This is a genomic window from Exiguobacterium sp. S3, assembly GCF_018617295.1.
In the GTDB taxonomy this organism is placed as follows: domain Bacteria; phylum Bacillota; class Bacilli; order Exiguobacteriales; family Exiguobacteriaceae; genus Exiguobacterium; species Exiguobacterium profundum.
Genome location: NZ_JACSJW010000002.1, coordinates 489,029 through 507,885 on the forward strand (window position 1 = coordinate 489,029; position 18,857 = coordinate 507,885).

Consider the following 18,857-nt stretch of genomic DNA (forward strand, 5'->3'; position numbering starts at 1 on the left):
ACGTGAACTATGCAAAACAATCGAATCGCGAAAAAGCAGCGATGCTCATGATTTCCCTGGGACCTGAAGTGGCAGCGAACGTCTACAAACATCTTTCAGAAGAAGAGATGGAACAACTGACGCTTCAAATTTCAGCGTTAAAAAAAGTGTCCCCGGAAGAAAAGGATAGTATTCTCGGTGAGTTCCATGAACTCGCCATGGCACAAAGTTATATCACTCAGGGTGGAATCGGGTTTGCGAAAACTGTCCTTGAAAAAGCAGTTGGTGAAGACAAGGCGATGGCATTGATTCATCGTCTGACTTCCACCTTACAGGTCAGACCGTTCGAGTTTGCACGAAAAGCAGACCCGAAACAGTTATTGAACTTTATCCAAAACGAGCACCCACAGACGATTGCGTTAATCTTAGCGCATTTAGAACCCGTCAAGTCAGGGCAAATCCTCTCGGAACTTCCACCTGAGATTCAATCGGAAGTCGCAAAACGGATTGCGACGATGGATCGACTCAATCCAGACGTCATCCATGAAGTGGAACAAATCCTTGAGAAGAACTTGTCGCAGACGGATATGCAAGATTATGCCCAATCTGGTGGAATCGAAGCAGTCGTCGAAGTCTTGAACGGTGTAGACCGGACGACCGAACGTACCATTCTCGATGCGCTCGAAATCGAAGATCCGGAACTTGCAGAAGAAATCAAAAAGCGGATGTTCGTCTTCGAAGATATCGTTACGCTCGATTCTCGTGCGATTCAACGAATCATTCGCGAAGTGGCGAACGACGACTTGTTACTTGCGCTCAAGGTCTCTTCGGAGGAAGTCAAACAAATTATCTTCAAAAACATGTCACAACGTATGGTCGAAACGTTCAAAGAAGATATGGAATTCATGGGACCGGTACGGTTGCGTGACGTCGAAGAGGCACAGAGCCGAATCGTCGGAATCATTCGTCGCCTAGAGGACGTCGGTGAGATTGTAATCAGTCGAGGTGGAGGAGATGACATCGTTGTCTAATGTGATCAAACGCCAACGTGCAACATCGAATATTCCGCAACGGATTGAATCCAAGCGCTTAGAAACACCCATTATAGAACCGAATGACGGAATCAATCATCACGATGTCATTCAGTCGCGCTATGAGAAGTTGAAGCAGGACGAAGAAGCATTTCAACAGTTTCAGTTGACCGAAGTCGAACAGTTGGAGCGGTTGAAACAACAGGTGTTCGAGGAGGCGCGTTCAGAAGGGTATCAGGAAGGTCTCCTTCAAGGTAGACAGGACGGATTGGCTGAGTTCGAGGACATCACCACACGATTAAATTCCGTTTCGAGCGAACTTGAACTCTTATTTGAAGAAAAATGGAGACAAGCGGAAGAACAACTCATTGAGCTGGCAATCTCGGTCAGTGCACATGTGACAACGGAACTTGTTCGGAAAGATGAAGAACTCTTTGCGACGATGATCCGTGATCAAATGTCACATTGGATCGATGCCGAAGCAATCACAATCTTTGTTCATCCGACACGTCTTGCCTCGATTCAGCAATTCGAAGCGATGTGGCGGACAGAAGAGACACCCCCTTTGAAATATCGTGGGGACGGATCATTGGATGAAACGGCAATCCGAATCGAGTCGCCACATCGTGGGAATGAAGTCGATTTAACGTATAGTTTCGAACGGATTCAAGCTAAAATCGAGGAGGTTTTAGCGGATGGTGCTTATTGAGCAGGTTCTTGACTCAATCAAGCAGTCTTCGGACGGCGAGTTCACACGAAAAATCGGTCGAGTTTGCCGTGTCATCGGATTGATGATTGAGTCGAATGGGCCGAGTGCATTTGTCGGAGAACGCTGTTTGATTGTCCTTCCGTCGAATGAAACGGTTGAAGCAGAGGTTGTCGGATTCAATGAAGAGCGTGTTCTGCTCATGCCATACGGTGAAACTACGCAAATTGCGCCAGGGTGTCTTGTAAAGGGAACGGGAAAAATGCTTCAAGTTCCTGTAGGGGAAGAGTTGATTGGTCAAGTGCTCGATGGTTTGGGACGTCCACTTTCAGGTGAGCGTCTTGTGACCGGTAAGCGTTATGACGTTCAACGTAAACCTCCGAATCCTTTGAATCGACCAAGGATTTTAGATGCGCTGTCGACCGGTGTACGCATGATTGATGGACTGTTGACTGTAGGGAAAGGACAACGGGTCGGTTTGTTTGCTGGTTCCGGTGTAGGGAAGTCGACCTTGCTCGGGATGATTGCCAAACGATCTTCGGCAGATATTAACGTCATCGCCTTGATTGGAGAACGGGGTCGGGAAGTAAAAGAGTTCATCGAAAAAGAACTCGGACCAGAAGGCATGGCTCGTTCCGTCGTGATTGTAGCGACAAGCGACCAACCCCCGCTTGTCCGGTTGAAGGGAGCTTACACGGCGACCGCGATTGCCGAGTACTTCCGGGACCAAGGGAAAGAAGTGGTCTTGATGATGGACTCGGTGACACGTTTTGCGATGGCACAGCGTGAGATTGGTCTTGCGACGGGCGAACCCCCAACATCGAAAGGGTACACCCCATCCGTATTCGCCATGTTACCTCAACTATTAGAGCGAAGTGGAACAGCGGCGACAGGTTCAATCACTGCGTTCTATACGGTCCTCGTCGACGGGGATGATATGAATGAACCGATTGCCGACGCGGTGCGGGGGATTTTAGACGGACACTTTGTGATGGACCGGGCGCTCGCAAACCGTGGGCAATTCCCGGCAATCCATGTACTGAAATCCATCAGTCGGGTCATGAACCAAATCGCTTCCCCTTCACACAGAGATGCAGCTCAAACGTTCCGCAGTTGGCTCGCGACCTATATTGACGCGGAAGATTTAATCAATATCGGAGCGTATAAAAAAGGCACCAATCCTTCAATTGATACCGCTGTGGAGAAATATCCATACTTGTTGACGTTTTTGAAACAATCGATCGAAGAAGATGCTGCTTTCGAACAGACGATGACCCACTTGTCACATATTGCACGAGGTGAATCATGAATAGACTCATATTAGAACGAATCATGCCGATTGCGGAACATGAAAAAGAAGATGCCGCCATAGAAGTCAGAGGATTTAAGGCAAGACTTGAGACAGAGATGGAGAAGCTATATGACCTTCTTCTCATGTATGAGTCGCTCATCAAACACCAAGACGAACAATCTGGAAACATCGACCTTCTCATGTCGCAGTATCGAGAAAAGACGCGAGAGCAAGTGAAACGTCAAATCGAAACGCAACAGCTCGTCGTACAACAGGCCCGCAATCGCTATCATGCGTCGCAAGAACGATTGCTCGGTAAAGTGGTGGAAGAAAAGAAATACGTGACGCTCCATGAAAAGGTCAGCATGCAAGAGATGACGGTAGCTAAACTTACAGAGCAACAAATGATGGATGAACTTGCTGTGATTCATCATGGGAAAGGGAAGTAGCATGGCAAAAGAGAACAATAAACGAGGCAAGCAAATGATTGTGGCGTTGGTCCTCATTCCAGCAATCTTCATCTTAGTCGGTGGGATTGTCGTCATGAACTATGCGATGGACCGTCCGCTCTTATCCGTTCCCTTATTAGAAGTGAACGAGGACGAGAAAACGGAAGAATCAAAAAAAACGGAGACGCAGGTGAATGTGACGGGAATCGATTCGGACGCAGCGAACCGATTAAAAGCGGCGAACAGTGAGATTGAAAAACTTCGCAACGAAAATGTTGAATTGACGAACGAAGTAAAGGCTAGACAAGAAGAAATCACCGATTTGATTCGTGAACGAGATCGACTCGTCTCGGAACTAGAGGCAGCGACAAAAGAAGAGGAGACCTCATCTGATGTCGCCAGCGTTTATGAAGAAATGTCAGCCAAACAGGCGGCAGCTATTATGGGTGAACTCGAAAGCCCTCAAGTTGCTGAACTGTTGAAGGAGCTATCACCTAAGCAACAGGCAGACATCTTAGGACGAATGAATGCGCAACAGGCTGCGGTTGTGACGCAGCTTCTCCAATGAACACAAGAAGGGAGGGTCAACATTGAATATCGCTTTATTGACGCAAGCCATTCAAGGATCGATGGCTCGTACTGGAGCAGTGGAGGGAGAATCACAGGGAGCAGGTGGATTTTTAAGCCTCCTTTCTGCGATGCTTGCCCCAATGCAAGGCTCAGGGGAGCAGGCAGAACTTCCTCAACTTGAAGAAGGTGTGCTTCCTGAAGGATCAGTCGATTTGGAAAAAATGGCACAGGAACTCGAAACATGGTTTCAAAAGCCTGATACATTGAAGTGGCTAAAATCACTGCCACAAGATGCGTATCGGACGTTTATGGATGCATATGTAAGTTTACTCGGTCAATTGTCTAATCCTTCGCCTGAGACTGAAATCCCGTCTTCGGTTTTACCGGCGATTGTACAGACGACGACTACGCCGAAAGTCCATACTACGAAGCAAACAGAGGGAAATGCTCAGACGACCAACATTGCACTAACTCAACAAGTTCCAAACCAAGAACTTGCCAAACAGGTTCAAACGATGCAACGGATCATCACACAATATAAAGGACCAATCGAAGGTACATTGAAAGAAGTTCCCGTCTTGTCAAATGTTGAAACCGTAAAAATCGCAAAACCTGCGCTACAGCCAAACAACGTAGACTGGATGCCGAAAGGGATGAACTGGTCAAGACCACAGATTGACGTGGACACGGTCATGTATGCTTCGAAAGGATCCCTTCCTGAGAATTTACAAGCTCGGATTGAAGCGGCTTTGCAAAAGGCACCGTTCAAAAGTGGGGCAGATGGTTCAAAAGTCTTCACTGTAAGATTGTATCCGGAGCAGTTAGGGGAACTCGTCGTCAAGCTAGAGCGGAAGAATGGAGAACTTGTCGTCAAGATGTTTGCCAGCAATCAAGAGGCGAAGCAACTGATCCAGTCACAGGTTCAACAGTTGCAACAAACGTTGACACCCCATTCGCAAAACGTTCGGATCGAGGTCAACTTGACACAGCAAGCGCTCGATTCAAAATCAGCCTTGTCCGATGGTTCCGAGCAACCGGAACAAGAACAACCACAAGAACAGCCTAAAGGAGGGTCTGAAGATGACGAGCATCCAACCGAAGACGAATGATTATACATTGCCAGATCAGTCGCTCCCAAAAGCGACAAATCAATACGATAAAGACATGTTTATGAAGTTGCTTCTCGCTCAAATCGCGAACCAGGACCCGATGTCACCGATGGAGGATAAAGAGTTCATCGCACAGATGGCGCAGTTCTCGTCTCTCGAGCAAATGCAAGCCATCTCAAAACAACTCGACTCGGTTCTCGTCGACCGTCACATGTCGTCGATTTCTGAATACAGTAGCATGATTGGGAAAACAATCAACTTTACAACCGAAACGAGTGAAGAGACGACGAAAGGCACAGGTCGTGTCGTTTCCATTTCTCGTAACGACTTAACCGGATATATGGCCGATCTTGAAGACGGAACATCCGTCAGCGTGTACGATATCACATCGATCAAATAAGCATAGGAGGAATGCATTATGTTAAGAGCAATGTACTCAGGAATCAGTGGATTGAAGAACTTCCAATCGAAGCTAGACGTCGTCGGGAACAACATCGCCAACGTCAACACGTTCGGTTATAAAAAAGGTCGCGTCACGTTCAAAGACCTCGTCAGTCAACAAGTCGGGAGTGCGTCGGCCGGAAATGCGACAACAGGTGGTGTGAACCCGAAGGAAGTCGGTCTCGGGGGGACGATGGCGACGGTCGATAACGTCTATAACCAGGGTGCCATGCAAAACACAGGACGCGCCCTTGACGTTGGGATTTCAGGTGAAGGATTCTATGCGACGATGGTCAATGGTCAAATCCAATACACGCGCGCTGGGAACTTCTACACGGACAACCAAGGTAATTTGGTGACGGGCGACGGGACATACCTCATTGGTTCTCAGACGAACACGTTGCCTCCTTCTGGTGTTGCCGGAGTTGCAGCCACACCTACTGCAGCAAATATGGGGGCGAACTTAGACGCACCTTATTTAGCAGCTGATGCAGGTACACAAACCGTTAAATACGGTCGAATTAAAATCCCAACAGATGCAAAATCGCTTTCAATTGGTAAAGACGGACAAGTTAGTTTCGTAGCTGCTAATGGTGAACTTCGTATCGCTGGTTATATCGTCACGTCGAACTTCTCGAACAATGCCGGGTTATCAAAAGTCGGAGCCAACAACTTCGTACAATCGCAAAACTCCGGTGCTCCACAGTTTGGCGTACCTGGTGCGGGCGGTCGCGGTGAACTTGTCTCAGGTGCACTTGAAATGTCAAACGTTGACCTTTCAGAAGAGTTCACAGAAATGATTGTGGCACAGCGTGGATTCCAGGCGAACACACGAATTATCACAACATCGGACGAGATCCTTCAAGAGCTCGTCAACTTGAAACGCTGATGATTCGCGTTACGGCATTTCGCGGTGAGGAGTTCGTGCTCAACGCTTTGCTCATCGAAACGGTGAAGGCAGAGCCCGACACGATCATCCAATTGTTTAATGGCAAAACGTATCTCGTAAAAGAAACGAAAGATCAAATCATTGAACGAACTGAAGCCTTTTACCGCTCAATCGGTTTAGTCGGAACGATGTTCACAAGAGGTGAAGAAGATGAGTGAAGAAGAAAAGAAAAAAGGTGGCGGCCTAAAAGTCGTAATCATCCTGCTTGTCGTCCTGCTCGTCATGGGCGGTGCCGGATTCATGACTTACAAATATGTCTTTGGTGATAACGTCACTGCTAAAACGAAACCTGTCACAGCTGAAGAGTTGGCAGAACGGAGTTTCATGACTGATGACATGACGACCAACATTCAAGACGAGCGTTTCATTAACGTTCAATTTACGATTGTCACAGATTCGGCTGAAACGAAAGAGAATTTAGAACTACGCAAGTTCCAAGTTCACAACGTCATTTTGGGTGATTTATCCGGGATGACGAAAGCCCAATTAGCAACAAAAGAAGATATGCAAAAGTTCGAACAAACATTACGAGAACAACTTAACGGACTGCTTGAAGAAGGTGAAGTCCAACGCGTCTATATGACGAAGAAAATTATTCAGTGAGGTGGCATCATGGGAGAAGTACTGTCTCAACAAGAAATTGATGCCTTACTATCTGCTTTAAGCAGTGGGGATGTCGAAGCGGACTCCTTTCTCGCGCAAGAGGAAGAGAAGAAAGTTCGACAATACGACTTCAAGCGAGCCGTTCGATTTTCAAAAGACCAAATTCGCAGCTTAACTCGGATTCACGAACATTTCACGCGTATGCTCACGACATTTTTTTCGGCTCAACTTCGCACATATGTTCAGTTTTCGGTCAACTCGGTCGAACAATTACCGTACGATGAATTCATTCATTCCATTCCGAGCATGACGATGATCAACTTGATTGAGGCGCCACCGTTAAACGGACGATTCATCATCGAAGTCAATCCGAACATCTCATACGCGATGCTAGACCGGTTACTCGGAGGTCCTGGTGTCGAGATGGATAAAATCGAATCGTTCACCGAAATTGAGATGCGGATTTTGACGCAATTGTACAAACGAGCCTTTTCGACTTATGGGGATGCTTGGGAATCGATTGCTGAGATTAAAGCAGAAATGTCAGCTGTTGAAGTGAATCCGCAGTTCCTGCAACTCGTTTCACCAAACGAAACGGTCGTCTTGATTTCGATTGGTGTGACGATTGGTGAAGTGAGCGGAACCATCAACGTTTGTCTTCCATTCGTGACAATCGAACCGGTATTGTCCAAACTATCGAGTCATTATTGGATGCAAGAAGCGAATCGACGGAATGCAAGTCAATCGAGTAAAGAGCCACTTAAAGCTCAATTGATGAACTCGACAGTCGAAGTTGTATCCTTACTCGGTGGGACGACAATCACGTTTGGAGATTTGTTGCATCTAGAAGTCGGAGATTGTTTGGCACTCGATCAATTAGCAAAAGAACCTCTGTCCGTCATGGTGGGGGAAAATAAAGTATTTAAAGGGCAAGTCGGTGTGAGCGGGAAGCGAATGGCGGTTCAAGTGCTTCACCGTGTGAAGGAGGAAGAGCAATGAGTGAGATGCTGTCACAAGATGAAATTGATGCGTTATTACGTGGGACAAGCGACAATACGCCGACGCCAGAAGTCGAAGCAAAAGAAGAACATTTAGATTCGATGGAGAGCGACGCACTCGGAGAAATTGGGAATATTTCATTCGGGAACTCGGCAACAGCCTTGTCAACATTATTACAACAGAAAGTTGAAATTACGACACCGGTTGTCAGTGAAGTGAGAATTGAAGCGTTACGCGAACGCTATCCCACTCCTCACGTGGCACTTCGAGTTGGCTATACAGAAGGAATCCAAGGGGAAAATGTTCTCGTATTGACTCGCGAAGATGCGGCAATCATCTCTGACCTCATGTTAGGTGGAAGTGGAGAGAATGTTGATCCGGAGAGCCTTGATGAGATTCGTTTATCAGCTGTTCAAGAAGCGATGAATCAAATGATGGGTGCGGCAGCAACGTCTTTATCGACGGTATTTTCGAAGAAAATTGACATCTCGCCACCTCTTGTCGAAGTGTTTGATGCAACAAAGAATCAGACAATCATCGATCGCCTTGAACTATGGGAGACGATGGTACTCATTGAGTTCAATCTCAAAGTAGGCACGTTGATTGATTCAACGATTGTCCAGATTGCACCAATTCAGTTTGGAAAGCAGTTAGTCGACGAGTTGATGAAAGCGACTGGAGAGGTCCAAGCGGCATCAGAACCGGTAAAAGAGCAGCCGAGAGCGGAAGCACCGAAACCACAGCCACAAGCACAACAAACAGCACAGTCCGTTGCCCCACAACCAAACAAGCAAAAATCTATGCCGGAAGTAGCTGTGAGCCAGGCGGAATTCATGCCACTCCAATCACCGGCGTCACAAGAAACGGCCCCAGCGAATCTTGGGTTGCTGTATGATGTCCCGTTAAACGTGACAGTAGAGTTAGGAAGAACGAAAAAATCCGTTCGGGAAGTACTTGAGTTATCACAAGGCTCCATCATTGAACTCGACAAATTAGCAGGTGAGCCGGTAGACATTTATGTCAACCAACAGCGAATCGCTAGAGGAGAAGTCGTCGTCATTGAAGAAAACTTTGGGGTACGTGTAACAGAAATTATTCAACCGCATGAGCGGATCGGAATCGTTTAAGGAGGAATTTAGAATGAGTGCAAAAGTATTAGTAGTAGATGACGCAGCGTTCATGCGTATGATGATTAAGGACATTTTGACAAAGAACGGGTACGACGTAGTAGGTGAGGCGGAAAACGGAGCGGACGCTGTCGCGAAATATCGTGAACTCACACCGGATCTCGTCACACTTGACATCACGATGCCTGAGATGGATGGACTCGCAGCATTGAAAGAAATTCGTAGCTTCGACTCGAATGCGAAAATCATCATGTGTTCAGCGATGGGACAACAAGCGATGGTCATCGATGCCATTCAAGCTGGTGCAAAAGATTTTATCGTCAAGCCTTTCAATGCAGAGCGTGTCATCGAAGCAGTTTCTAAAACGGTCGCACAATGAAGAAATGGTGGTTGATTATTCTTCTCGTGGTTGGGCTCTTCGGTCCAACCACGGTTGAGGCCGCCACCGTAGACCAACAATTCGAGCAACAACAGACAGATGAACAGGAAAGTAACGTTCCAACGACAGCGTCAACCATTGGCAATGGCGTGAAAGTCGTGTTAAGTCTCGTGGTCGTGGTCGGCGGATTTATCGTTTTGATGCGTTGGCTCGGTTCCAAAACACAAGGCGTGAAAGCGACTCAACATATGAAACATCTCGGAGGCGTCCCTCTTGGGAAAGACCGCTCTGTTCAGCTCGTGAAGCTCGGTGACCAGGTATATGTACTCGGTGTCGGCGATTCGATTCAACTGATCGATCGACTTGATGCGGACACGATGGAGGAAGAGCAAACGGAAACCTTGTCACTCCGAACGTCTAATTCGAATGCATTTTTAGACACCTTTAAGAAACAACTCGCTCAGCTAGAAGAAGTGAGGAAGAAATCATGACAACGTTTGAGCAATTGATCAATTTAGAAACACCGGACAGTACATCGACATCCATCAAGCTATTGATTTTGTTAACATTGCTGACGCTCGCACCATCCTTTTTAATCTTGATGACTTGCTTTACCCGTGTCGTGGTCGTCTTGTCATTCATTCGACCGGCGCTCGGTACACAGCAAACGCCACCGAACCAATTGATTGTCGGATTGGCACTGTTCATCACACTGTTCGTCATGTCTCCAGTTCTCTCTGACTTAAATGAGAACGCATTAAAACCATACCTCGATGACAAGATCTCACAAAATGAGGCGTTCGATGAGGCAAGTGGGACGATGAAAGAGTTCATGTCGAAATATACAAGACAAGAAGATTTACAACTGTTCTTAAAGTATGGGAATTACGAGCAGCCGGAGACACTAGATGATGTACCTCTCCTCGCTTTGGTTCCTGCTTATGCGATCAGTGAGTTGAAGACCGCTTTCCAAATCGGCTTCATGATTTTCTTACCGTTTTTAATCATTGATATGGTAGTCGCGAGTGTCCTCATGTCGATGGGGATGATGATGCTTCCTCCAGTCATGATTGCACTGCCGTTTAAATTATTATTGTTTGTATTGGTCGATGGCTGGCACTTGATTGTGGAATCATTGCTTAGAAGTATGTAGGGGGAACGGACATGACACAAGAAATGGTCATCTATTTGGCGACAGAGAGTGTGTGGACCTTATTAAAAATATCAATGCCACTTCTACTCATCTCACTGATCGTCGGTCTCGTGATCTCGATTTTACAGGCCACGACTCAAATTCAAGAACAAACGTTATCGTTCGTTCCGAAAATTATCTCGGTCTTCATCGGTCTCGTCATTTTTGGACCGTGGATGCTTCAACAGATTGAAGGGTTCACGCGTTTGATTTTTGAGTTGATGGTCGAGGTTGCTTCGAAATGAATGCAGTCGACTTCATCAGTATGTATGGATTAACGTTCGCGCGACTGTCTGGCTTTTTTGTCAGTGTCCCGTTGTTCTCGACGAGACAATTACCGGTCATGCACCGCGTCGCGTTCAGTGCGTTTTTAGCATACTATGCAATGTTCACATTGACCGAGCCAATTCAAATGACCAATGCGTTTGTCCTGCAAGTCGTCTATGAAGTCATGATCGGACTTTTACTCGGACTGTTGATCAACATCCTATTTTTTGCACCGCAAATTGCCGGTGGGGTCATCGATTTACAGCTCGGATTAGCGATGGCATCCGCATATGATCCGATGTTTGGCGGTCAATCACCATTGATTGGACGATTTTATTATATTTTTACGCTATTCATTTTGTTGACGAGCAACCTGCATCTTCTGCTGATTGACGGCATTTATTATAGCTTTCAAATCTATCCGCCTGGCCAACCGATGATCAATTTTACTGAAGCTTCATTGATGATGGCTGTAAAAGTCGTCACGATGACAATGATGGTCGCGTTGCAATTAGCGTTGCCGATGATGGCTTCCTTACTGCTTGTGGACTTAGCTCTCGGTTTTTTAGCGAAGTCAGCACCGCAATTCAATATCTTTGCCATCGGATTTTCATTTAAACTTATCGCTGGTTTTGCCGTCATGGTTTTATTGATGGGACTGACATTGACAGGAATCAGCCAGTTCATCCCGCTATTACAAGAAGTTATGCACGACTTTATGCTCATATTAGGAGACGCCTCATGAAGAAGCCTCTATATCCTTTATCGGTCAATCTACAGTTTTTTGCAGGTGAAAAGACAGAAAAAGCGACGCCACGTAAACGGGAAGACTCCCGAAAGAAGGGGCAGGTCGCCAAGTCAGCCGATTTGACTGGAGCGTTCGCACTTTTTGCGATGTTTCTCATGTTATCTTTTTTCGGTCCCGTGATTGGGCAGCAATTGCTTTCTTTAATCAGCGATTTACTCAGCCCAGAGTATTTATTGTTTAACGTGACGGGCGGCATGTCGGATATGATTGTCGACTTAATGCTACGTGTCGGTTTGATTTTGGCTCCGTTCTTTATCGTCGCCGTCGTGTTTGGGATTCTCATCAATTACCTACAAATCGGAACGTTATTTTCTTTAGAAGCCATTCAACCAAAGCTTGAGCGGATCGACCCGATCAAGGGGGTCAAACGCATCGTCAGTATGAAAGCGGTCGTCGAATTTTTAAAGTCCTTATTCAAATTGTTAATCATCCTGACAACCGCTGTCGCTGTCCTTTGGAAAAATCAGAAAGAACTGTCTCGGATGGCCGTCGAACAAGTTCGTGAATCGATTGTCGCACTCGCGAGTATCACAATCGAACTTGGTCTTTGGGTAAGTGTCGCCTTGCTCGCACTTGCACTACTCGATTTATTCTACCAACGATTTGATTTCGAGAAATCGATCCGAATGTCTAAGCAAGATATAAAAGATGAGTACAAAAATACGGAAGGTGACCCTCTCATCAAATCTAAAATCAAACAGCAACAACGGGAAATGGCGATGCGACGGATGATGCAAGAGATACCGAATGCCGATGTCGTCATCACGAACCCGACCCATTACGCGGTCGTCATTCGATATGATGACACGAAAGATTTTGCGCCGCTCGTGGTCGCCAAAGGGGTCGACCGGGTCGCCTTTCATATTCGAGATGTCGCAAAAGAACATGACGTGGCCATTGTTGAAAATAAACCACTCGCGCGAGCGCTCTATGCGCAAATCGACATCGGTGAAGTGGTAGACGAATCGTTTTATCAAGCCATTGCGGAAGTACTGGCATTCGTCTATCAAATGAAACAACCGTCTTGAGGAGGAGTATGTGTTGGCAGTAAAAGCGAAAGACTTTGCAATTTTGATTGGTGTGTTGATGATTGTCATCATGCTGATCATCCCGCTACCGGGGTTTTTATTAGACTTTTTAATCATCGTAAATATTTTGATCGCCATCATGATTCTACTTGTGGCGATGAATGCCCGGGAAGCACTTGACTTCTCCGTATTCCCTTCTCTCTTATTGATTGTGACGTTGTTTCGTCTTGGTTTGAACGTATCGACGACCCGTTCGATTCTATCTAAAGGTTATGGTGGGGAAGTCATCGAGACGTTCGGTGATTTCGTCATCGGTGGAAATGTCCTTGTCGGATTTGTCGTCTTTCTGATTCTTGTCATCATTCAATTCGTCGTCATCACGAAAGGAGCAGAGCGTGTATCGGAAGTATCTGCTCGCTTCACACTCGATGCGATGCCGGGGAAACAGATGGCCATCGATGCCGATTTGAACTCTGGTTTAATTGACGACAAAGAAGCCCAGATGCGTCGCCGTAAAATTCAAAGCGAGGCAGACTTCTATGGATCAATGGACGGGGCATCGAAGTTCGTTAAAGGAGATGCCATCGCTGGTATTATCATCGTTACGATCAACTTGATCTTCGGGATTATCATCGGTGTCGTTCAAATGGGATTACCAGTTGGAGAAGCGTTCCAAACATTCTCACTCATGACAATCGGGGATGGCTTGGTCAGTCAAATCCCAGCACTTTTGATTTCGACCGCGACCGGGATCATCGTGACCCGTGCCGTCTCGGATGGAAACTTAGGGGAAGACGTAATCGACCAGCTCGGTCAAAACCCATCACTCCTTTATATCGCCGGGTCGATTGTCTTCATGCTTGGTTTTGTATCACCGCCCCTACTTCCTGTGACGATGATCATTGCCGGAACGGCATTCTTCGGCGCCTACACGATGCGTCGAAATATCCGTCAGGCAACGGAAGAGCCGATGCTCGAAGAGGAACCATCGACAGCGCCAACAGAATCAGTCGTCTCGCTGTTGCAGATTGACTCGATTGAATTTGAATTCGGGTATGGCTTGATTCCGCTTGCAGATGAGTCTCAAGGCGGTGACTTGTTAGACCGCGTTGTCATGATTCGTCGTCAACTCGCACTCGAGCTTGGCTTCATCTTACCGACGGTCCGGATTCGCGATCACTTGCAGTTATCACCGAACGCATACCGAATCAAAGTCAAAGGGAACGTCGTTGCAGAGGGAGAGCTATTGCTGGATCATTACTTGGCGATGAGCCCGGGCATCGAAGACCCTGAGGTATATGGAATTGAAACAACGGAACCAGCATTCGGTCTTCCTGCCCTTTGGATTGATGAAGAAACACGAACTCGGGCAGAAATGAGCGGGTATACCGTCGTTGATCCGCCTTCTGTTGTCGCGACTCACTTGACCGAGACGTTGAAGAAACATGCGGCTGATTTACTCGGTCGGGAAGAGACGAAACAACTCGTCGAGCACCTGAAAGAGACGCATCCGGTTCTCGTAGAGGACGTGACACCGTCAGTCCTTTCGATTGGCGAAATTCAGAAAGTGTTGCGCCACTTACTCCAAGAAAGTGTTTCCATTCGAAACTTGCCGCTTCTATTTGAAACGATGGCAGACTACGGAAAAGTGACGAAAGATGCGGAAATCTTAGGAGAGTATTGCCGACAAGGGTTGTCCCGTCAATTGACCGATCAAGTCAAACCACCTGAAGGTCCCCTTTACGTCGTGACACTCGGCGGACAGACGGAACAGACGGTGCAAGATGCGGTTCAAAAAACGGAGTTCGGGAACTATTTGGCGCTCGACCCAGAGCAAGCTCGAGAGATTATCGAACGCACTGGAGAACAACTGTCGATGTTTGAACGATATGGGGCATCGGCTGTGATTTTATGTTCCCCAACGATTCGTCTGTTCGTTCGTCAATTACTCGAACGGTATTATCCAGATGTGCCGGTATTGGCTTATAACGAATTACTCAGTTCCGTCGAAGTGAAAAGTATTGGGGTGATTTAACATGCAGATTAAAAAGTTTACGGCGAAGACCATGGCTGATGCGATGGCGAAAGTGAAACAAGAGCTCGGAGACGAAGCGGTCATCCTCAACTCACGACAAGTGAAGACAGGATGGTTCGGTCTCTTTGCGTCAAAGCAAGTGGAGGTCATCGCAGCCCTCGAAAAAGAGCAAGTCGTCACAAAGCCACGACAGCCAGTCCCTGTTCGGACAGCACCAACACCACCTGTCGTGACGCAGACGCCACCACGTGTGATCGGAGGAGCGGGACCGAGACTACACGCCTCGTTGCAACACGTCGAATCACTGCTCTCGACTGAATCCTTTGCGGATGAGTCGTGGGAGGAAACGCTGAACGAACTATACTACACGACAAAATCTGTAAAAGAAGCTGAACGTTTCGTTTACGAACAAGTCAAATCGTCGTTCATTGAACCGCCTGAAGCTAAACGATATGTTATGGTCGTTGGACCGACGGGGGTCGGCAAGACGACCACGCTCGCCAAACTTGCGGCGCACTTCAAGCTGACAGAAGGCAAAACGGTCGGATTGATCACGACCGACACGTATCGAATCGCTGCCATCGAACAGCTGAAGACGTATGCTGAAATCATGAGTATTCCGGTGGAAGTGGCATATGACTTTCATGACTTCAAGCGTGCCAAGCAATTGTTTGCTCGTAAAGACATCGTGCTAATCGACACGGCGGGACGAAATTTCCGCGATCCGGCTTACGTCGAACAGTTTCATGAACATCACGACTTCACTGAAACAAGCCTTTCGCTCGTTTTGAGTTTGACATCCAAAACGAAGGACATGGATATGATCTATTCGCAATTCGAGTCATTGCCTCTTAGCTCACTCATTTTTACGAAGGCGGACGAGACAAGTGATATCCACGCGATGTACCGCATGGTGAAAAAGAGCGGTCTTCCGGTCGCCTGGATGACAGACGGCCAAGAAGTGCCGGACGATCTGATTCGGGGGCATGCGGACGCACTGACGAAACGACTGTTTGAGAAAGAAGGGTGGGCAAGATGGACCAAGCAAGGCGTTTAAGAGCAATCAATGCTGCCCATCCGACGACAATCGCCTTTGCTAGTGGGAAAGGTGGGGTCGGAAAGACGAACGTCTGTGTAAACACGGCCATCGCCCTAGCTGAACTCGGAAAACGAGTGTTGATTGTCGACTTTGACATCGGAATGGCCAATGTGCACATCTTGATGAATGCCATGAAGTCCAGAACGATGATCGAGACCGTCAAAGCTCGTATTCCATTGGCTGCAGCTGTTCAGAAAAATGTATATGGTGTCGATATATTACATGGAGGGAGTGGGCAGGACCAACTCGTCCATCTCTCAGATGATGACATGCAATTTCTCATGCGAGAACTCGAAGTATTGACCGAATATGATTATGTCCTGTTCGATATGGGGGCTGGAGCGACGGACACCTCACTCCAATTCATCGCGGGTTGCGATGAGATGTTCTTGATTTTGACTCCAGAACCTACCTCGCTAATGGACGGTTATGCATATACGAAACTGGTGCACCATCAGTACCCGGACTTACCGCTTGGCGTCATCGTCAACCGAGCCCAGTCCGGTGAGGAAGCCCTTCAATGTTTCGAACGGATGGAAGTCGCATGTAAACAGTTTTTAAATAAGACGATTCGATTCCTCGGCTTTCTACCAGACGACTCATCTGTCAGAAAGGCAGTCATCGCCCAAGTCCCGTTTTATCAATACAACCGAAAGAGTGATATTAGCTGGCGCCTCGAACGAATTTTGACAACGCTTACGGGTACGCCTCCGAAACCACGTCACTTGATGGACCGTTTGATGGGGAACTTACGAAAACAGTGGAACCGAGTATAACGACAGGGAGGCAAATGAGATGGACGTGAATGAATACTTAGGGTTGTTTTTAGATGAATCCCAAGAACATATCCAATCAATCAACACACAATTACTTAAATTAGAACAATCGGGTGGGGCGGATGTTGTACAGGAGATCTTCCGGTCGGCACACACGCTAAAAGGGATGTCTTCGACGATGGGGTACGAACGCGTTGCCAACTTGACACATGAGATGGAGAGCGCGCTCGACCTCGTCCGTGGCGGCAAAAAGGAAAGTAACCAACTCTTGTTGGATACGATGTTCATCGCCATGGAACAGATGGAAGACATGATTGCGGACATCGAAAGCGGAGGACAAGGCGCGAACGTGGATGTATCAGAAACGGTCGCTGCATTCCAATCCTTCATCGGTGGGAAAGAAGTCGCAGTCGAAAAAACTTCAGAGACGAGCACGTTTGAGATTGATTTATATACGACCTCGGTCATCGAGCAAGCCAAACAGACAGGCTTTGAGGCGTATCAAATCACAGTCAAACTGTCTGACGCGGTCGTCTTGAAAGCGGCCCGTGCGTATATGGTATTCGATCGCCTTCAAGAACTAGGTGAGGTCGTCAGCACACATCCGGAGACAGAAGAAATCGAACAAGAGCAATTTGACTTGTCGTTCGACGTCTTATTCTTGTCACAAGAGACGGCAGAAGTGATTGAACATGCCATCGCTCAAGTATCGGAAGTGGAGCGCGTCGAAGTCAATGCGTTTACAGAAACAGCGGTCAGTGAGCCAGAAGTCGCTGTGACAGCGGAGACGATTGCACCTGAACCTGTCGTTCAAGCTACCTCGGACAAGGAAGAAGCGAAAGATACGAAAGAGCAAGTAGCCGCTCAAGCACAAGCAAAAACGATTCGCGTCAACTTAGAACGAATTGATCGTCTGATGAACTTGTTTGAAGAGTTCATTATCGACCGTGGACGCCTTGAGCGCCTGGCGGACGAAGTCGGTCAACCAGAATTGAATGAAACGGTCGAAAAAATCAAGCGGGGAACGAACGAGTTACAATCACTCGTCTTGACCCTCCGGATGATGCCAATCGAACAAGTGTTCAATCGCTTCCCACGAATGGTGCGTTCGGTCGCAAAAGAGATTCATAAAAAAGTCCAGTTGGACATTTCAGGTGCTGAAACAGAACTCGATCGCACGGTCATCGATGAAATTGGCGATCCGCTCGTCCACTTGATCCGTAACGCCATCGATCACGGCATCGAACGTCCGGAAGTACGTCTTCAAGCCGGAAAACCGGAGCAGGGCATGCTTGCACTCCGTGCGTATCACGGCGGAAACCGAGTCTTCATTGAAATCGAGGACGATGGTGCCGGCATCAACGTCGACAAGGTTCGTTCGAAAGCGTTGGAGCGCGGCGTGATCACAGATGAAGAAGCGACGACGATGTCTGAGAACGAATTGGCGATGCTGATTTTTGCTCCGGGCTTCTCGACGGCAGACGTGGTCACTGACTTGTCAGGACGCGGTGTCGGACTGGATGTCGTCAAAAATAAAATCGAGTCACTCGGTGGGGTCGTTTCTCTAGAGACGGTTGGGGGACAAGGCACGAAGTTCCAGGTCAGCTTACCGCTCACCCTCTCTATCATCTCGGCGATGCTCGTTCAAGTGGGAGAGGAATCGTATGCGATTCCATTGACATCGATCCTTGAGACGACATTACTTGATGAAGCGGACATTTTGACAGCACACCGTGAGCGAGTCTTCGACTTCCGTGGTCAACTGGTCCCACTCGTCTACATGAAAGAAATGTTTGGCATCGAATCAGAGACGAAGTCGCAATTCCCGGTCGTCGTCGTTCGAAAAGGCAACAAACTCGTCGGCGTCGTCGTCAACGATTTGATCGGTCAACAAGAAATTGTCATGAAACCGCTCGGTACGTATCTTGAAGGGATTCCAGCTATCTCTGGTGCGACCATTCTTGGTGACGGTCGCGTCGCCCTTATCGTAGATAGTAACGATCTCTTTTAAGGAGGAAT

The 18,857-nt window shown here is 47.5% G+C and carries 22 protein-coding genes; all 22 read left to right on the forward strand.

Annotation, left to right across the window (positions count from 1 at the left end):
* Positions 1-2 precede the first annotated feature (2 nt).
* The 22 genes from fliG to KNO65_RS07570 are packed head-to-tail and all read left to right on the forward strand — an operon-like array spanning position 3 to position 18,849.
* Positions 3-1,010, forward strand: a complete 1,008-nt coding sequence (fliG, locus tag KNO65_RS07465) for a flagellar motor switch protein FliG (RefSeq protein WP_026826250.1) — start codon at positions 3-5, stop codon at positions 1,008-1,010.
* Entirely contained in the window at positions 994-1,719 is a 726-nt protein-coding gene (locus tag KNO65_RS07470) for a FliH/SctL family protein (protein ID WP_214782940.1), read from the forward strand. The genes fliG and KNO65_RS07470 overlap by 17 nt, the downstream gene beginning before the upstream one ends.
* On the forward strand, positions 1,706-3,025 hold the full coding sequence (gene fliI, locus KNO65_RS07475) for a flagellar protein export ATPase FliI (protein WP_159562089.1): 1,320 nt from the start codon (positions 1,706-1,708) through the stop codon (positions 3,023-3,025). Before KNO65_RS07470 ends, fliI begins: the two co-directional genes overlap by 14 nt.
* On the forward strand, positions 3,022-3,456 hold the full coding sequence (locus KNO65_RS07480) for a flagellar FliJ family protein (RefSeq protein ID WP_159562090.1): 435 nt from the start codon (positions 3,022-3,024) through the stop codon (positions 3,454-3,456). The genes fliI and KNO65_RS07480 overlap by 4 nt, the downstream gene beginning before the upstream one ends.
* Position 3,457: 1 nt before the next feature.
* Positions 3,458-4,024: a MotE family protein gene (locus KNO65_RS07485; RefSeq protein ID WP_214782943.1), complete on the forward strand. Its 567-nt coding sequence runs from the start codon at positions 3,458-3,460 to the stop codon at positions 4,022-4,024.
* A gap of 22 nt (positions 4,025-4,046) precedes the next feature.
* Positions 4,047-5,135, forward strand: coding sequence for a flagellar hook-length control protein FliK (locus tag KNO65_RS07490; protein ID WP_214782946.1), 1,089 nt, complete (start codon positions 4,047-4,049; stop codon positions 5,133-5,135).
* Positions 5,107-5,535 (forward strand): flagellar hook capping FlgD N-terminal domain-containing protein, encoded by a 429-nt coding sequence (locus KNO65_RS07495; protein WP_214782949.1) that lies wholly within the window; start codon positions 5,107-5,109, stop codon positions 5,533-5,535. Before KNO65_RS07490 ends, KNO65_RS07495 begins: the two co-directional genes overlap by 29 nt.
* Before the next feature lie 18 nt (positions 5,536-5,553).
* Positions 5,554-6,465, forward strand: a complete 912-nt coding sequence (flgG, locus tag KNO65_RS07500; RefSeq protein ID WP_015881395.1) for a flagellar basal body rod protein FlgG — start codon at positions 5,554-5,556, stop codon at positions 6,463-6,465.
* On the forward strand, positions 6,465-6,683 hold the full coding sequence (locus tag KNO65_RS07505; protein WP_031421671.1) for a flagellar FlbD family protein: 219 nt from the start codon (positions 6,465-6,467) through the stop codon (positions 6,681-6,683). Before flgG ends, KNO65_RS07505 begins: the two co-directional genes overlap by 1 nt.
* Entirely contained in the window at positions 6,676-7,128 is a 453-nt protein-coding gene (locus KNO65_RS07510) for a flagellar basal body-associated FliL family protein (protein WP_015881397.1), read from the forward strand. Before KNO65_RS07505 ends, KNO65_RS07510 begins: the two co-directional genes overlap by 8 nt.
* A 9-nt stretch (positions 7,129-7,137) precedes the next feature.
* The gene (fliM, locus tag KNO65_RS07515) at positions 7,138-8,127 is read left to right on the forward strand and encodes a flagellar motor switch protein FliM (RefSeq protein ID WP_159562093.1); all 990 of its coding nucleotides are present in this window, start codon (positions 7,138-7,140) and stop codon (positions 8,125-8,127) included.
* On the forward strand, positions 8,124-9,254 hold the full coding sequence (gene fliY / locus KNO65_RS07520; protein ID WP_214782952.1) for a flagellar motor switch phosphatase FliY: 1,131 nt from the start codon (positions 8,124-8,126) through the stop codon (positions 9,252-9,254). Before fliM ends, fliY begins: the two co-directional genes overlap by 4 nt.
* 13 nt (positions 9,255-9,267) lie before the next feature.
* Positions 9,268-9,633: a response regulator gene (locus KNO65_RS07525; RefSeq protein WP_015881400.1), complete on the forward strand. Its 366-nt coding sequence runs from the start codon at positions 9,268-9,270 to the stop codon at positions 9,631-9,633.
* The gene (locus KNO65_RS07530) at positions 9,630-10,124 is read left to right on the forward strand and encodes a flagellar biosynthetic protein FliO (RefSeq protein WP_074037238.1); all 495 of its coding nucleotides are present in this window, start codon (positions 9,630-9,632) and stop codon (positions 10,122-10,124) included. Before KNO65_RS07525 ends, KNO65_RS07530 begins: the two co-directional genes overlap by 4 nt.
* Positions 10,121-10,786 (forward strand): flagellar type III secretion system pore protein FliP, encoded by a 666-nt coding sequence (gene fliP, locus KNO65_RS07535; protein WP_074037237.1) that lies wholly within the window; start codon positions 10,121-10,123, stop codon positions 10,784-10,786. The genes KNO65_RS07530 and fliP overlap by 4 nt, the downstream gene beginning before the upstream one ends.
* Before the next feature lie 11 nt (positions 10,787-10,797).
* Positions 10,798-11,070 (forward strand): flagellar biosynthesis protein FliQ, encoded by a 273-nt coding sequence (gene fliQ / locus KNO65_RS07540; protein WP_015881403.1) that lies wholly within the window; start codon positions 10,798-10,800, stop codon positions 11,068-11,070.
* A complete protein-coding gene (fliR, locus tag KNO65_RS07545; protein WP_074037236.1) occupies positions 11,067-11,837 on the forward strand; it encodes a flagellar biosynthetic protein FliR in 771 nt (256 codons plus the stop codon). The genes fliQ and fliR overlap by 4 nt, the downstream gene beginning before the upstream one ends.
* Positions 11,834-12,928, forward strand: a complete 1,095-nt coding sequence (gene flhB / locus KNO65_RS07550; protein ID WP_214782955.1) for a flagellar biosynthesis protein FlhB — start codon at positions 11,834-11,836, stop codon at positions 12,926-12,928. Before fliR ends, flhB begins: the two co-directional genes overlap by 4 nt.
* 13 nt (positions 12,929-12,941) lie before the next feature.
* Entirely contained in the window at positions 12,942-14,963 is a 2,022-nt protein-coding gene (gene flhA / locus KNO65_RS07555) for a flagellar biosynthesis protein FlhA (protein ID WP_256440172.1), read from the forward strand.
* A gap of 1 nt (position 14,964) precedes the next feature.
* Complete coding sequence (locus KNO65_RS07560) at positions 14,965-16,020, forward strand: flagellar biosynthesis protein FlhF (RefSeq protein ID WP_214782958.1); 1,056 nt, start codon at positions 14,965-14,967, stop codon at positions 16,018-16,020.
* Positions 15,999-16,838: a MinD/ParA family protein gene (locus KNO65_RS07565; RefSeq protein WP_074037232.1), complete on the forward strand. Its 840-nt coding sequence runs from the start codon at positions 15,999-16,001 to the stop codon at positions 16,836-16,838. Before KNO65_RS07560 ends, KNO65_RS07565 begins: the two co-directional genes overlap by 22 nt.
* A gap of 19 nt (positions 16,839-16,857) precedes the next feature.
* The gene (locus KNO65_RS07570; RefSeq protein ID WP_214782961.1) at positions 16,858-18,849 is read left to right on the forward strand and encodes a chemotaxis protein CheA; all 1,992 of its coding nucleotides are present in this window, start codon (positions 16,858-16,860) and stop codon (positions 18,847-18,849) included.
* Positions 18,850-18,857 lie beyond the last annotated feature (8 nt).

Coding starts and splice junctions, on each gene's coding strand:
- fliM (WP_159562093.1), top strand. CDS start 7,138: ATGGGAGAAGTACTGTCTCAACAAGAAATTGATGCCTTACTATCTGCT.
- fliY (WP_214782952.1), top strand. CDS start 8,124: ATGAGTGAGATGCTGTCACAAGATGAAATTGATGCGTTATTACGTGGG.
- KNO65_RS07525 (WP_015881400.1), top strand. CDS start 9,268: ATGAGTGCAAAAGTATTAGTAGTAGATGACGCAGCGTTCATGCGTATG.
- KNO65_RS07565 (WP_074037232.1), top strand. CDS start 15,999: ATGGACCAAGCAAGGCGTTTAAGAGCAATCAATGCTGCCCATCCGACG.
- fliI (WP_159562089.1), top strand. CDS start 1,706: ATGGTGCTTATTGAGCAGGTTCTTGACTCAATCAAGCAGTCTTCGGAC.
- KNO65_RS07510 (WP_015881397.1), top strand. CDS start 6,676: ATGAGTGAAGAAGAAAAGAAAAAAGGTGGCGGCCTAAAAGTCGTAATC.
- KNO65_RS07570 (WP_214782961.1), top strand. CDS start 16,858: ATGGACGTGAATGAATACTTAGGGTTGTTTTTAGATGAATCCCAAGAA.
- flgG (WP_015881395.1), top strand. CDS start 5,554: ATGTTAAGAGCAATGTACTCAGGAATCAGTGGATTGAAGAACTTCCAA.
- KNO65_RS07480 (WP_159562090.1), top strand. CDS start 3,022: ATGAATAGACTCATATTAGAACGAATCATGCCGATTGCGGAACATGAA.
- KNO65_RS07485 (WP_214782943.1), top strand. CDS start 3,458: ATGGCAAAAGAGAACAATAAACGAGGCAAGCAAATGATTGTGGCGTTG.
- KNO65_RS07530 (WP_074037238.1), top strand. CDS start 9,630: ATGAAGAAATGGTGGTTGATTATTCTTCTCGTGGTTGGGCTCTTCGGT.
- KNO65_RS07560 (WP_214782958.1), top strand. CDS start 14,965: ATGCAGATTAAAAAGTTTACGGCGAAGACCATGGCTGATGCGATGGCG.
- KNO65_RS07470 (WP_214782940.1), top strand. CDS start 994: ATGACATCGTTGTCTAATGTGATCAAACGCCAACGTGCAACATCGAAT.
- KNO65_RS07495 (WP_214782949.1), top strand. CDS start 5,107: ATGACGAGCATCCAACCGAAGACGAATGATTATACATTGCCAGATCAG.
- fliQ (WP_015881403.1), top strand. CDS start 10,798: ATGACACAAGAAATGGTCATCTATTTGGCGACAGAGAGTGTGTGGACC.
- KNO65_RS07505 (WP_031421671.1), top strand. CDS start 6,465: ATGATTCGCGTTACGGCATTTCGCGGTGAGGAGTTCGTGCTCAACGCT.
- fliR (WP_074037236.1), top strand. CDS start 11,067: ATGAATGCAGTCGACTTCATCAGTATGTATGGATTAACGTTCGCGCGA.
- fliP (WP_074037237.1), top strand. CDS start 10,121: ATGACAACGTTTGAGCAATTGATCAATTTAGAAACACCGGACAGTACA.
- flhB (WP_214782955.1), top strand. CDS start 11,834: ATGAAGAAGCCTCTATATCCTTTATCGGTCAATCTACAGTTTTTTGCA.